The organism is Nocardiopsis halophila DSM 44494 (assembly GCF_000341245.1).
Lineage (GTDB): Bacteria > Actinomycetota > Actinomycetes > Streptosporangiales > Streptosporangiaceae > Nocardiopsis_A > Nocardiopsis_A halophila.
The window spans coordinates 1-13452 of sequence record NZ_ANAD01000135.1; the positions used below are offsets into that span (position 1 = coordinate 1).

Here is a 13452-nt window from a genome sequence, read left to right on the forward strand (position 1 = left end):
GTCAATGCCCGCGTGGACGTCTTCGTCAGCGGCGGGGACCGGAGCGGGGAGGAGCGGGTGGCGGAGGCCGTCGAGCGCGGACGCCGGTACCTGGAGGCCGGAGCCGATTGTGTCTACCCCATCGCGGCCCCGTCGGAGTCGGCTCTGGCGGCGGTGATCGAGGGCGTCCCCGGGCCGGTGAACGCCAATTGCCTGCCCGGGGACGCGAGCCTGGCGCGGCTGGCCGAAGCGGGCGCGGCGCGGGTGTCCTTCGGGCCGCTCCCGTTCCTGCGGGCGCTGGACACGCTCAAGGAGGTGGCGGTGCGGATCGCCGAATACGGCGACCCCTATTCAGTGTGAGCGCCTCACCGACCGGCACCGGGGCGGCCGTGGCCGTCCCGGTGACCGGCCGGTTCTCACTCTGGGGCACCACTGAGCGGTCCTTTTCCGATGCCGTCGTTCACCGCCTCGCCCAACGTGCTGTTCGACACGCGGGTGTGCGCCGTCCGGCGGCCGTCGCCGGTGTTCGTCCGGCTCACGCTGACGGGCCCGGAGGCGGCCTGCCGAGCGGGGCCGAGCGGTGCCCGCCGCCCCGGATCCTCCGTCCCGGTTCAGCTGCGCACCACCGACTTACTGCGCATGAGGAACTCCGCGAGGTAGCCGTCGTGCGGCAGTCCATGCAGCTTCCGGTGGGTGGGCCGGTCCCCGCCGACGAAGACATTGGCGATGCCCGGATCCGCGACAAGGCGTCCAACCAGGTCCTCGTCGTCGGTCAGAGCGGCGAGGACGAGGCTGTCGCGCAGCGGTGCGGTGCCCGCCCCCCGGGTCCACGGCACCACCCAGACGCACGGGAAGGGCAGCTCTACCGAGGCCTGCGGCGCGTCCGTCCGGTCGGCCAGGTGGACGGCGGGACGGAGCGCGGCGCTGCCGTCGCCCAGGTCGTCGGCGATGTCGCCGACCAGGCATCGCGTCCCCTCGGCGGCGCGCCGCACGTGCTCCTCGAACGCCCGGGCGGTGGCCAGGGGCTGCACAGGGAGCACGGCCTTCTCATCGTCGGGCGGCAGTGAGGGCGCCGCCGCCAAGCGCTCGGCCAGGGCTTCGGCCAGGTCGGCCGGGTCGCCTTCGACGAACACGGCCGTGGTGTTGACGCAGCCTGTCCCGCCCTGGCCGCCGACCGAGTCCACCAGCATGTCCAGGTGGTCGCGCCAGTCGACGTCCGCGGTCACCAGGATCTTGGTCCGCCCTGGGCCCTGGAGGTGCACGGTCGGGTCGCCGCCGTACCGCTGGACGACGTCCGCGCCGCCGTAGACCAGGGACAGGTCCGCGCCGCGCTGGAGCGCGCCCGCGTGCTCGTGCGAGGTGGGCAGCACAGCGGCTCCGTCGTCGCCGAGGCCCGCGGCGCGCAGGGCGCTGACGAGCCGGTGCGGGGTGAAGGGGTCGCGGCTGGACGGGCGAACGGCGACCCGGTACCCGAGGGCGAGTGCCTCAGGCCAGATGCTGTGCGTTCCGGGGTGGTTGCCGGCGGCGTGCACGGCCAGGACCTCGCCGCGGCGGACCCAGACCCCCCGCCCGTTTCGGGTGAGCGGATCTCGCCAGTCGATGGCGGTGCCGGCGGGCCGGGCGTACAGGACGCTTTCGTAGGCCCGGCCGAGTCGCTCGGCGATCGCGGCGGTGGCGTCGCGGACGACCGGGAGCGGGATTCCGCCGACCCGGCTCACCGCGCCCTCGTATCGTTCGGGCGTCAGGCCGTCGAGCTCTGCGGTCGCGAAGAGCCTGGCGGCGCGGTGCAGCAGTCCGGCGCGCTCGTCGGGGGCGGGCGGCGCAGCCCGACGCAGGGCGGCGGCGTTCCGGTGGACCATGAGCGGCGGCGCCAGGCTCAGGTCGGCGATTTGCTCGCCGGTGANGCCGGCCGTCAGGGCGTCGAGGGCGATCATCGGGACACCTCCTCGAGGCGGCGTCCCCCGGCGGAGGGACGGGCGGCCGATCCTGCGTCGGGCACCTGGGGCAGGGAGTCACGGACGACGACGGTCGGCGCGTCTCCGCCGGGCAGCCGCTCCTGGAGCCAGCGCTGGAGCCGCTCGGCCAGGGAGCGGGCCCGGAGCGCGGTGGCCGGGACCTCGGCCAATGTGCCGTCGTGGTCGTCGGGGAACTCTGCGCGGTAGGTCCCGCCCAGCCAGGCGCCGTCCTGCGTACTGGGGGTGAAGACGGCCTCGAAGCGGAACGGATCCCCGGGCGAGGGGGTGAGCGCGGCGCGGCAGCCGATGCGCTCCGCGAGGCGGTCGAGCGCCTGCGGGTCCACCCCGGACGCCGGGGCGTCCAGCAACCGCCGGGCCTCCTCTAGGCCGGCGCCCGACTCCAGGGCGTGCCGGGCCTCCGCCTCGCCTGCGAGGCGGGCGTTGGGGATGCCCGTGACACGTACCGGCTGCGGGCTGTTCTGCAGCCGGGAGGTGAGGCTGTCGAATCCGTTCAGGTCCTTGCCCCACCGCAGGACCGGCAGGCCCGAGGTGTCCACGGGTTCGGGTCCGCCTGCTGCGTGGAGGACGGCGTCGTAGCGGTGGCGGGAGAGCTCGTTGTGGTATCCGCCCGCCTTGAGGCGCAGGTCGGCGCCGACGAGCCCGGCCCGGGTCCGGGCCAGGCGTAGGAAGAAGTCGGGGTGGATGAACAGTTCTTCTTCGCGGGCCAGGGTCCGCTCGGCGGAGCGCAGGGCGCGAGCGCCGTCGCGGGCGGTCGGGCGCCGCAAGGCGGCCGCGGTGTGCAGCAGGGGGGCGCTGCGCGGGTCGCGGATGTCGCCGATGAAGATGCGTCCTCCGGCGGCGAGGAGGGGAAGGGCGCGGTCGATGACGTCGCAGAGGTAGCCCTCGTCCGGGAAGAACTGGGAGACGGAGTTGATGACGACGGTGTCGAAGAATCCGGTCGGAAGGCCCTCGGCGCTGTCGGCAGGCTGGGCGCGAAGGGTGGTCCGCTCCGCGATCCGGGGGTGCCGGGCGATGTGCTCGGCCAGTTCCCCTATGGCGGCGGGAGAGACGTCCGTAGCCCAGTACTCCTCGGATTCCCCGGCGAGCTGGGAGAGCAGGAGCCCGCTCCCGGCCCCGATTTCGAGTACCCGCCGGGGCCCCAGTCCGCGGATGCGCGTGACGGTGGTGTCGCGCCACTCGCGCATCTCGTCCGGGGCGATGGGGTGGCGGTCGTACCCGCTGGTCCAGCCGACGAAGTTCTCTCCCCAGGCGGCCTGCGGAGCATCGGTGTAGACGCGGTTGAAGACCTGGCGCCACTCGTCGACCGTTTCGTCCGGTTCGGTGTCACCGGTGGCACCCGGTTCCGGGACGACGTAGGCGGTGCCGCCTCCTACGTCGGCGGACGCAGGATCGGCGGCCGGCAGGACGAGGACCCGGGCGACGTGTTCGTGTCCGGCCAGGAGTGTCTCCACCTCGGTGCGGTTCATGCTGTTCCTCCTCGGGGGGCGGTCAGTAGACGCCCTCGATGACGGTCTCGTCCTCGAACGTGGCGACGGGCGCGATGTCGGCGACGGAGTCGCCCGCACTGCCTTCGGGCGGCCGGACCCGTAGTGCAGTGTCACGTTCCAGGTTGTTCGGGAGTAGGAACGAGGAGCTGACGTGGTTGACCAGCACTCGGCCGCGCTCACCGTAGGGAACGGGGGCCCGGGTGTCCGGGTCGACGACGGAGAAGGTGACGTACGGGCTGAGCGGATCGAACGTGCAGGGGGCGCCGTCCGGCAGCCCCGGCCGCTCCCCCGCCGTTCCGAGGATCATGGTGCTGCCGTAGTTGCCGCACAGCGCGATGTCGGGGAAGACCTCGGTGCGGTAGAGGTGCCGGGTGTCGGGGTCGAGCTGGGTCCCGCCCCACCGGATGGCGCGGACCTTCTCGTTGACGAGGTCGACGAGGTCCTCCCGCTCGGCCAGCCGCTCCAGGAGCGAGGGCGTGATGGTGAGCACGCCGATGTCCTGCGTGCGCAGGACGAACTCGGCCTGCTCCAGGATGTGTTCGGCGTAGGCGCGGGCATCGTCGGCGCGTCCGCGGCTGATGAGCTTCTTCACCCAGCGCGGGTCCAGGTCCACGGTGAATCCCCGGCGGCCGTGGGTGGTGGCCGAGCGGCGGAAGAACTCGCCCACGATGTGCGGACCCGTGGGCACGAGCCCGAGCCAGTCGGCGCCGCGCGGAAAGCCGTGGGCGTCGATGTTGGCGTTCCCGGCGGCGACCATGCGCTCCATCCAGTCACCGAGCAGCACGACGCGCTTGGGCGCGCCGGTGGTGCCCCCGGATTCGAAGACGCCGACCACGTCCGGTCGCGGCCCGTAGCCGCGGGGGACGAGGTCCTGCACGGGCACGTCCCGCAGTTCCGCTGTGACGTTGGGGAAGAGCGCGAGGTCCTGGTGGGTGCGCACATCGGTGCGGGGGTCGAAGTCCAGGCTGCGGGCGCGCTCCAGCCAGAAGGGCGATCCGGTCTCGGGATCGAAGTGCCACTGCATTGCCGCCCGCACGTGGGCGTCGGGGTCGGTGCCCGCGTCGGCGGGCCGGGCGGGGAGGTCGATTTCGGAGATGGTCATGGCGGTCTCCGTGGGGTGGTGGAGGGGTCAGGCACGGATGAGGGTGGCGCTCCAGCGTTCGGTGGAGATGCCGCAGAGGGCGATGAGGTCGCCCGGGCGCACCTCGCCCTGGTCCGTCTTCTCGGCGAGCGCCGCCACCTGGTCGGCGGCGCCCATGTGCCCGTGCCGCGGGGCCGTGCCGGCGTTGGTGCGCTCCGGCGGCACCCCGAGGGGCTCGGCCACCGCAGCGATGCTGCTGGGACTGTCGTTGAGGTAGATGAGGTGGTCGATGTCGGAGCGCTTGACGCCGGCCCTGCCGCAGGCACCGTCGACCGCTTCGAGCATCCGGCTGTAGCGCAGGCTCAGGAACCGGCTGAGGACAGCGGGGTCGTCGCCGAAGCGGTTGCGCACGGCCTCGTGTCCCCCGGGCGCGGTCCGGCTGGACCACCCCTCGGGCGGCAGGGGGTTGACGGAGCCGCCGTAGTCGACGCGGAGCACGTCGCAGTTGTCGGGCTCGGTGAACTGCTCGGTGGCGAGCCATCGGTTGGCTCTGTGGCCGCGCCGCAGCACGGTGGCGGCCGCCGCGTCGCTGAGGACGGCGTTGACCGTGTTCATCCGGTTGCGGTGGAACTCGCTGACCCGATTGACCGCGACGAACAGGGCGGTCTCCACCTCGGGCTGCACGGCCATCGTCGAGGCCACGTAGCCGAGGCCGTGCACCCCGGCGCCGCAGCCCTCCTCCAGACGGAGTGTTTGGACGCGGCCGGTCTCCAGCTCCCGGGCGAGTGCGGCCGCGTCGTCGCGGTAGAAGTACTCGGGAACGTCAGAGTTGGCGAGGACCAGCAGGTCCACCGCGTCGGCGGGCAGGGCCGCCCGGTCCAGTGCGCGCCGCGCGGCGGCCGCTGCCAGCCCGGTGGCGTGCACGTCCGCGGGCGCGCGGTGATAGGTGGTGAAGCCCCAGTTGACGACCCGCTCGGGCGTGTCGGTGTACTCGGCGGCGGTCGCCGCCACGTCGCAGTCCTCGCCGTAGGCGACGCCGAACGCGGCGATGCCCAAATCCGGGGTCCCGGGGGGCGCGGTCGGGTCCACAGCGGTCGCTCCCTTCTGTGCTCGCGGTTCGCTTCAGTCGGCATCGACCCGCGCGGCCAGGTCGGCCGCCGCGGTGGCGAGGTCGGACTCGAAGAGGACCATCAGGTCGTACTCCTCACCGAAACGCTCCTTGGCGAAGCGGCACATGCGCAGTGCGAGGATCGAGTGTCCGCCCAGGTCGACGAAGTTGTCCTCGGGCTCGGCGTCCGGGGCGTCGAGCATTCGGGCCGCCCATTCGACGGTCAGGTCCCGGATCTCGGCGGCGCGGCCGCCGGCGGTGCCGGTGTGCACGGTCTGCTCGGCTGGTGAGGTCATCAGCGGCGGTTTCCTCTCTGCTCCCAGAGCCGGGACACCGCGTCCCGGTCCAGTTTTCCGTTGACGGTTCGGGGCATGTGCGGCAGCAGGCGGTAGCCGGCGGGCCACATGTAGGAGGGCAGCGAGCCCTTGAGGCGGGAGCGCAGTTCCTTGGCGGGGACCTCGTCGCCGTCGGAGGCGGTGTAGGCGCACACCAGCCGGTCGTCGCCGGGGCCGAAGCCGCGGACCCACACCACCGCGTCGGCGACCCGCGGGTGTGCGCGGACGGCGGCCTCGATGTCGCTCAGCTCGATCCGGTGGCCGCGCAGTTTGACCTGGTGGTCCTCGCGGCCGTGGTAGACGAGCGCCCCGTCCGCGCGGCGGCTGACGAGGTCGCCGGAGCGGTAGTAGCGGCGTTCGCGGCCGTCCTCCGGTGAGACGAGGAGGGCGAACCGTTCGGCGTTGAGCGCCTCGCGGTTCAGGTAGCCCTTGCTGACCTGGGGGCCTGCCAGCCACAGCACGCCCTGCTCGCCGGGTCGGGCCTCCTCGCCGTCGGCGGTGACCACCCGGTGGGAGAAGCCCGGCAGCGGGTGCCCGACCACCGAGGCACCGTCGGCGAGGTCGGCCTCGGTGACCTCGTGGTAGGTGGAGTGCACCGTGGTCTCGGTGATGCCGTACATGTTGACCAGGACCGGGGAGCGCAGTCCGTACCGGTCCGTCCAGGCGCGCAGGGTGTCCGGCACCAGCTTCTCGCCGGCGAAGACCACGTACCGCAGGTCCGGCAGGTCGGCGTCGGCGCGCAGCGCCGCGTCGGCGAAGGTGGCGAAGGCGGTGGGGGTCTGGCCCAGGACGGTGACCCGCTCCTCCCGCACGGTGCGCAGGCACTCATCGGGAGATCGGGTGGCCCAGTGGGGCAGCACGACCAGGCGGCCGCCGGTGGCCAGGGCACCCCACATCTCCCAGACGGCCACGTCGAACGCGAGGGAGTGGAACAGCACCCAGACGTCGTCGCCGGAGAGGGAGAACCGCCGGGTGGCGCCGGAGAGCAACGCCGTGGCCGCGCCGTGGTGGATCGGCACGCCCTTGGGGCGCCCGGTGGTCCCGGACGTGTAGATGATGTAGGCGGTGTCCTCGGGGTGCGGCACCGGTACGGGGGCGGCGGGGGGCGGCGGGGGCGTCTCGCGCAGGGCGGCGATCTGGTCGGACCCGACGTTCAGGACGTCGTCGTGCGGCTCCCCCGCGGGGTCGCCGAGGAACGCGGCGACCTGCGCGTCCTCCAGGATGAGGGCGTTCCGGGCCTCCGGGTTGCGAATGTCCAGCGGCACATAGGCCGCGCCGGACCGCAGCACGCCGAGTATGGCGGCGATCGCGGCGGCGCCGGGTGGCAGGCGCAGGGCGACCCGGTCGCCCCGTCCGATGCCGTGCCCGCGCAGCAGGTCGCGGACCGCCCCCGACCATGCGTCGAGCCGTCGGTAGCTGAGGGACTCCCCATCGGCGGTGAGTGCGGTTCGGTCGGGGGCTGCGGCGGCGCCGTCCGCGAACGCCTGGACGAGCGTGTGCGCGCTCACCCGGCAGGGCGGTGCGCCGCCCGCGGGGGCGGGGGGCCGTGTCTGGGGGAGGACGGGCGTGGTCATGGAAGCACACCTCCAGTGGATGCGGTCAGGCGCGGGAGACCGCGCGGGCGAAGCGCACGACGCGCTCGGCCTGGACCCGTGCGGCGTCGCGGGTGGTGTCGTCGACGGGCCGGGACCGTGCCTCGGTGCAGTGCGCCGTGCCGTAGGGGTTGCCGTCCGCGAACTTCTCGGGACTGGTGTAGCCGGGGGCGACGACGACGCCGCCGAAGTGGTGGAACGACGTGGTCAGGGCGAGCAGAGTGGATTCGGCCCCGCCGTGTCGGCTGCTGGTGGAGGTGAAGCCGCTGTAGACCTTTCCGGCAAGCTCTTGCCGGCGCCAGGCGCCGCCGAGGCCGTCAAGGAACGTCTTGAGCTGCCCGGAGACGTTCCCGAACCGTGTGGGCGACCCGAACAGCACCCCGTCGGCCCAGAGCACGTCGTCGGCGGCTGCGACCGGAACGTCGGCCTCCGCCTGCACGTGGGCCTCCCAGGCGGGGACGGCCTCCACGGCCTCGGCCGGCGCGGTCTCGGCGACCCGGCGCAACCGGACCAGTGCGCCCTCCTTCTCCGCGGTCTCGGCGATCTCCCGGGCCATTTCGGCGACCGTTCCGGTCGCCGAGTAGTAGACGACGGCGATTCTCACTTCTGTGTGCACGGGACGGGCTCCTCGGATGGTCACCAGTCGGTCAGGTGCAGCGCGCTCAGCAGCTGCTCCTCGGGGCGGGGCAGGGGCGCCGGGCGGGTGAAGGACCGGCGGTGGTAGACGAGCGGAGGGCGTCGGCCGTCCCGGATCTCCTCGACGCGGCCGACCAGAATGCCGTGGTCCCCGGCGCCGACCAGGGCGTGCCGGGTGCACGACACCCGCAGAGCCGCCTCGGGGAGGCCGGGGAGGCCGCCCTCGCAGGGGCGCATGTCCCCGGCCGCGAAGCGGTCGATCCCGGAGGTGGCGAACCGCAGCGCGACCGCCTCCTGCCCCTCGGCCAGAACGTTGACCAGGAATCGGTCCGCGTCGGCGAAGGCCTGGTAGGTACTCGCCCCCTGGTCGATGCAGAGCAGGACCAGCGGGGGGTCGAGCGAGACGGAAACGAACGAGCTCGCGGTGAAGCCGCTGCGCGCACCGGCACCGGTGACGGTGGTCGCCACCGTCACCGGCCCAGGGACGGCGGCCATCCCGCGGGTGAAGTCCGAGGGGTCCACGGCCGTTCCTCCTTTCAGGGCTGGAGACGGGAGGCCCGCCAGCCGCCGCCCGCGTCCTGTATGTAGAGCAGTCGCCTGTGCAACCGGTCGGGCCGTGCCTGCCAGAACTCCACCTCTGCGGGGCGGAGCAGGTACCCGGCGAAGCGCTCCGGGCGGGGCAGCGCCTCCCCCGAGGCGCCAAGGTCCAGGGCGTGCGCCCGCAGGGCGTCGGCGTCCTGCAGCTCCTCGCTCTGCCGGGAGGCGGTGGTCATGGCGTGCAGTGGCACGGGGCGCTCGTTCCACAGCCGCTCCGAAGCGGCGTCGTCCAGTCGCTGTACGGGACCGGAGAGGATGAGCTGCTGCGCGCTCTCCCGCCAGTAGAAGACCCCGGAGGCCCAGTCGTTGGCGGCCAGTTCACGGGCCTTTCGGCTCGTGGTGTGGGTGGTGAACAGCAGGCCCCGCGCGCTGAACGCTCCGGCGGCGACGATCCGGGTCGAGGGCCGCCCCCGCTCGTCGGCGGTGGCCAGGGCGAACGAGCGCGGCTCGCGCACCTTCGCCGCGATGGCGGCGTCGAGCCAGCGTCGGGCGAGGGTCAGCGGCTCCGCCGGCGGGTCGTCGTACTCCGGGAACGCGTCGGAGGGGTCTCCGGTCAGGGACTCGAAGCGGGCGGTGGGCGCGGGGGCTGCGGACGCGGAGGTGCTAGACATGGAGGACTCCTCGCGCGGCGGGAACTCCGTGCCCGCCGACCTCGACGGACGTGGGGCGGTCGCCGCTGCCTTGGGCGCGTGCCCGCATCAGCGAGGGACGGCCGAGCTCGACCCCTTGCAGGATCTCGATCCCGGCCCCCCAGGGCGCCAGGCTGTGGCGGGCCAGGTGCACGGCGAGCGGCCCGGCGGCCGAACCGGTGGCGGCGTCCTCGACGACGCCGTACGCGGGAGAGAACATCCGGCTCCGCCAACCGGTGCCCTCGCCGGCGAAGCAGTTGGCGGCCATGTCGGGGAAGGCGGACAGAGCGCGGTGGTCGGGCCGCAGGGCGGAGAGCGCCTCGACGCTCTCCAGTCCGACGAACACGTGTCTGGGCCCGTTGCGGTAGACCTCGACGGGGGCGGTCGAGCCGGCGACACCGAGGGCCTCCAGCAGTTCCTGTGCCTGGGGGTAGGGCTCCACATCGGGCAGGGGCTGGAGCATCCGGACGTCGGTGGAGCCGTCCCCGTCCTCGGGGATCAGGGTGACGGGGACGGTCCCCATGGCCGTCTCCAGGCGGAGGCGTTCCTGCTTGCGCGTCGCGCCGAGCGCCACGGCGGTGCCGAGCAGCGGGTGGCCGGCGAAGGGCAGCTCGTTGACGGGGGTGAAGATGCGGATCCGTGCGTCCGCATCGCCTTCGGGCGGGAGGACGAACGTCGTCTCGGAGAGGTTCATCTCCCGGGCGATCCCCTGCATGACCTCGGCATCGAGGTCGGCGCTGTCGAAGAAGACGGCCACAGGGTTGCCCTGGAGGGGGACGCGTGCGAAGGCGTCCACGACCATGTACTCATGCATCGGGTGCGCTCCCTGGCTGCCAGGGTCGGGAATGGGCGGACTCACGGGCCGCAGGGATCTGCGGCACCACGGCCTGTACGTCGAAGGTCGACCGGTGGTCGGGCGGGCCGCCGAGGAGGGCGGCTCCGAGGTTCGGCGGCATCTCCGCGGCGGGAGGGCGGTCACCGTGCCAGAGCATGACCGCCCCCCAGCGCGTGGTCGCGGGGTCGGCGATCCAGAACTTCAGGGCGAGGCCCGGAACCCGGGACCACGCCCCCGCCTCCTCCTGCAGGTGCTCCTGCAGGGAGGCAGGGGTCTGTCCGGTCCCGTTCAGGTCCCACCAGGCGATGTCGGCCCTCATCGGCGGCTCCTTTCGGCGGGAGGGGCGGGTCCGGCCGGGGAGCTCAGGTGGGAATGCCGGCGCGTTTGACGACGGGGACCTCGATGCCCAGCGCGCGGAACTGCTGGCAGACGTTCATGAACTCGCGCTGGAGCTTGATCTTTCCGTTCTCGAAGGTGAACGAGTGGAGGAAGTGGTTCCGGTAGTGGCCCTCGGGGTATCCGTCGAAGCGGATCGTCCCTTCGCCGTCGCACTCCACCCAGAAGCGGTTCGGGTCCTGGGTGTCGAAGACCTCGATGTTGATCCAGGCCCAGTCGGGGAAGCACTTGAGCGACCAGACGGCGTGCTCGGCGAGGCGGTCGCGGCCGTTGATGGTGATGGGTTCGCCCGTGTCCGTGGTCCACAGCCCGCCGACACCGTCCTCGGTGAACAGCAGGTGGCGGCGGAGCCGGTCCTGGCCGCGGGTGTGCATGTACTGCTCGACGATGGCCCGGTTGTGGGCGCGCAGGCCGTCGGGGTCGGTGGGGACGGTGGTGGTGTCGGTGGTGGTCATGGAGGTCCTCCGTTCTCGTTCGGGTTCGCGGAGCGGACGTACATCGGGCCGGTTCAGACCAGCAGGCTGATGTCCCTGGGATCCCCGCCGACCAGCGCGCGGCCGTAGACCTGCTGCGGGATCCCCATGCCGAAGCCGGCGTGCCGGCTGCCGACGTGGACGTCGCGCCAGATCCGCTGGAGCGGGCTGGTCTCGGCGAAGGCCGAGGAGCCGTAGGCAGTGATCAGGGTGTCCACGGCGCTGCGGCACAGCTGTGCCACGTGGGCGGAGTCCATCCGGGAGCGGGCGCGCACGAGGGTCTCGGCGCCGCTCCCCGTCAGCGCGTGCTCGTCGACGGTGTCGGCGATCCGGCGCGCGTGCAGCTGAGCCGTGTCGATCATCGTGGCGGCTTCGGCCAGGGCGAGCTGGGTGGTCGGCGACGCGGCCTGGTCGGGGTAGGTCGAGCCGGCCGCCGGCCGCTCCGGGGCCTTGGCACTGACGTAGTCGAATGCGGCCTTGGCGCCGCCGATCAGGGAGCCCAGCAGGCCGAGCGAGAAGACGCCGGTCAGGCTGTTGCGGTGCGGGGCCGCGGTGTCGTCGGCGGTCAGCTCCCCGTTGAGCACGGGCAGGTAGGGGAGCAGCCGGTGTTCGGGGACGAACACCCGGTCCGCGGCCATGGTGTTGCTGCCGGTCCCCCGCATCCCGACGACCTGCCAGGTGTCGTGCAGGGCCAGCTCGTCGCGCGGGATCAGGGCGAAGTGCACACCGGGCGCCCCGTCCTCCGGGCCGCGGGCCAGCAGCACCCCGACCCAGTCGGCGTGCAGGGAGCCGGACATGTAGGCCCACCGGCCGGTGACCCGGACGCCGCCGGCGGCCGGCTCCACGTCCTTGGCCGGAACGCCGAGCACCTGAGCGGTGCGGGCGTCGGGGTTGCCGCCCCACACCTCCTCCTGCGCGGCCTCGGGGAAGAGCGAGGCCACGAAGTTGCCCACGTTTAGGACCCCGGTGACCCAGGCGGTCGAGGCGCAGCCACGGCCGAGCTCGGTGGCCGTGTCGAGCAGCGTCCGTACGCCGGTTCCGGCCCCGCCCAGTCCGGGCGGGGTCATCAGGCGCATCAGGCCGGCGTCGGTGACGGCGTCGACGACCCGGTCGGTCAGCCGGCGCGCCCGGTCGGCCTCGGCGGCGTCCTCTGCCAGCAGCGGTCGCAGCCCGGTCGCGCGGGCCACCGGATCGGTGGGACCGGGCGTGCCCTGGGGGGCGGGCTCCACGGTCGCGGTCGCGGCGTGTGTCTGCACGGTGTACTCCTCTCGGCTGGGGCCGGCCGCGGGGCCGGCCGTGCGGTGGTCTCAGCCGCCCTGGGCGGCCTTGGCGACGTGGTCCCACTGCTCCCAGGTGTGCAGCCGGTCGGCGTACACGCGCCGGGCGGTCTCCAGCGCCGAGGCCCCGAAGAAGGCCCGCAGCGGCGGGTTCTCGGCGTCCACGATGTCCATCAGCGGTTGTGCGGTGGCGGCCGGGTCGCCGGGCTCCGAGCCGGCCGAAGGGGCCTGCGCCCCTTCGGCGTACGCGGGCCCCGGCTCCGCCCAGACCGACGAGCCGTGGCGCCAGTCGGTCCGGTAGGGGCCGGGCTCCAGCAGCGTGACGCGGACGCCGAAGCGCTCCACCTCCTGGGCGAGCGCGTCGCTCATGCCTTCGATCGCCCACTTGGAGGCGTGGTAGAGGCCGAGCATCGGCCAGGACGCCACCCCGGCGATGCTGGAGAGCTGGACGAGGTGGCCCGCCCCCTGGGCGCGCAGAATCGGCAGTGCCGCCTGGGTGACCCAGAGAGTGCCGAAGAAGTTGGTGTCGAACTGAGCGCGCGCCTGGTGCTCGGTGACGTCCTCCACGGCTCCGAACAGGCCGTACCCGGCGTTGTTGACCACGACGTCGAGGCGGCCGAAGCGGTCGTGCGCGGCGGCCACGGCCGCGCCAGCGGCGTCACGGTCGGTGACGTCCAGCCTCAGCGGCAGCACGGCGTCCCCGTGCCGGTCGGCGAGGGCATCGAGAGCCGTGGTGTCCCGAGCGGTCGCGGCGACCCTGTCGCCGCGCTCCAACGCGGCCTCCGCCCAGACCCTGCCGAACCCGCGGGACGCGCCCGTGATGAACCAGACCTTCCCCGCCACAGCAACTCCCCTTTCTCCGCCCGGTGGACGACTCGGTTTCCCGGATTGCCGATTCCCTTTCGGCGGTGCTGCACCCAATTCAGCACGAGAGGGGGCGGGCGTGTCCATGCCCTGCCGTTAGTGAATTCGCTTCCAAAGGGGGCGGCGGTGTCCGACCGCGGAAATTCCGCAGTCGGACGGAGCGGGTACCCCCTTGACAGCGGAGTTC

At 73.2% G+C, this 13452-nt stretch carries 15 protein-coding genes; 1 reads left to right on the forward strand and 14 read right to left on the reverse strand.

The window, feature by feature from the left end:
- Positions 1 to 339, forward strand: a 339-nt coding sequence (locus tag D450_RS0115840; protein WP_017539639.1) for an isocitrate lyase/phosphoenolpyruvate mutase family protein, incomplete at its 5' end; no start/stop codon positions are given.
- A gap of 251 nt (positions 340 to 590) precedes the next feature.
- Here the strand turns inward: D450_RS0115840 and D450_RS0115845 are convergent.
- The 14 genes from D450_RS0115845 to D450_RS0115910 are packed head-to-tail and all read right to left on the reverse strand — an operon-like array spanning position 591 to position 13244.
- On the reverse strand, positions 591 to 1913 hold the full coding sequence (locus D450_RS0115845) for an aldehyde dehydrogenase family protein (RefSeq protein ID WP_017539640.1): 1323 nt from the start codon (positions 1911 to 1913) through the stop codon (positions 591 to 593).
- A complete protein-coding gene (locus D450_RS30355; RefSeq protein ID WP_017539641.1) occupies positions 1910 to 3421 on the reverse strand; it encodes a class I SAM-dependent methyltransferase in 1512 nt (503 codons plus the stop codon). The genes D450_RS0115845 and D450_RS30355 overlap by 4 nt, the downstream gene beginning before the upstream one ends.
- A gap of 22 nt (positions 3422 to 3443) precedes the next feature.
- Positions 3444 to 4544, reverse strand: a complete 1101-nt coding sequence (locus D450_RS0115855) for a phenylacetate--CoA ligase family protein (RefSeq protein ID WP_017539642.1) — start codon at positions 4542 to 4544, stop codon at positions 3444 to 3446.
- A gap of 27 nt (positions 4545 to 4571) precedes the next feature.
- Positions 4572 to 5612 carry a 3-oxoacyl-[acyl-carrier-protein] synthase III C-terminal domain-containing protein gene (locus tag D450_RS0115860; RefSeq protein WP_017539643.1) on the reverse strand — a complete coding sequence of 347 codons (1041 nt, stop codon included), beginning with the start codon at positions 5610 to 5612 and terminating at the stop codon, positions 4572 to 4574.
- 33 nt (positions 5613 to 5645) lie between these two features.
- Complete coding sequence (locus D450_RS0115865; RefSeq protein WP_017539644.1) at positions 5646 to 5927, reverse strand: phosphopantetheine-binding protein; 282 nt, start codon at positions 5925 to 5927, stop codon at positions 5646 to 5648.
- Positions 5927 to 7540 (reverse strand): amino acid adenylation domain-containing protein, encoded by a 1614-nt coding sequence (locus D450_RS0115870; RefSeq protein WP_017539645.1) that lies wholly within the window; start codon positions 7538 to 7540, stop codon positions 5927 to 5929. The genes D450_RS0115865 and D450_RS0115870 overlap by 1 nt, the downstream gene beginning before the upstream one ends.
- A gap of 25 nt (positions 7541 to 7565) precedes the next feature.
- A complete protein-coding gene (wrbA, locus tag D450_RS0115875; RefSeq protein ID WP_026128585.1) occupies positions 7566 to 8174 on the reverse strand; it encodes an NAD(P)H:quinone oxidoreductase in 609 nt (202 codons plus the stop codon).
- A gap of 20 nt (positions 8175 to 8194) precedes the next feature.
- Positions 8195 to 8716: a flavin reductase family protein gene (locus D450_RS0115880; RefSeq protein ID WP_017539647.1), complete on the reverse strand. Its 522-nt coding sequence runs from the start codon at positions 8714 to 8716 to the stop codon at positions 8195 to 8197.
- Positions 8717 to 8730: 14 nt separating this feature from the next.
- The gene (phzG, locus tag D450_RS0115885; RefSeq protein ID WP_017539648.1) at positions 8731 to 9402 is read right to left on the reverse strand and encodes a phenazine biosynthesis FMN-dependent oxidase PhzG; all 672 of its coding nucleotides are present in this window, start codon (positions 9400 to 9402) and stop codon (positions 8731 to 8733) included.
- Positions 9395 to 10234, reverse strand: coding sequence for a PhzF family phenazine biosynthesis protein (locus D450_RS0115890; protein ID WP_017539649.1), 840 nt, complete (start codon positions 10232 to 10234; stop codon positions 9395 to 9397). Before D450_RS0115890 ends, phzG begins: the two co-directional genes overlap by 8 nt.
- Positions 10227 to 10574 (reverse strand): hypothetical protein, encoded by a 348-nt coding sequence (locus tag D450_RS30360; protein ID WP_017539650.1) that lies wholly within the window; start codon positions 10572 to 10574, stop codon positions 10227 to 10229. Before D450_RS30360 ends, D450_RS0115890 begins: the two co-directional genes overlap by 8 nt.
- A gap of 43 nt (positions 10575 to 10617) precedes the next feature.
- Positions 10618 to 11106: a PhzA/PhzB family protein gene (locus tag D450_RS0115900; protein ID WP_017539651.1), complete on the reverse strand. Its 489-nt coding sequence runs from the start codon at positions 11104 to 11106 to the stop codon at positions 10618 to 10620.
- A 53-nt stretch (positions 11107 to 11159) separates the two neighbouring features.
- Positions 11160 to 12380, reverse strand: coding sequence for an acyl-CoA dehydrogenase family protein (locus D450_RS0115905; protein WP_017539652.1), 1221 nt, complete (start codon positions 12378 to 12380; stop codon positions 11160 to 11162).
- A 51-nt stretch (positions 12381 to 12431) separates the two neighbouring features.
- Complete coding sequence (locus tag D450_RS0115910) at positions 12432 to 13244, reverse strand: SDR family NAD(P)-dependent oxidoreductase (RefSeq protein WP_017539653.1); 813 nt, start codon at positions 13242 to 13244, stop codon at positions 12432 to 12434.
- Positions 13245 to 13452: the final 208 nt, after the last annotated feature.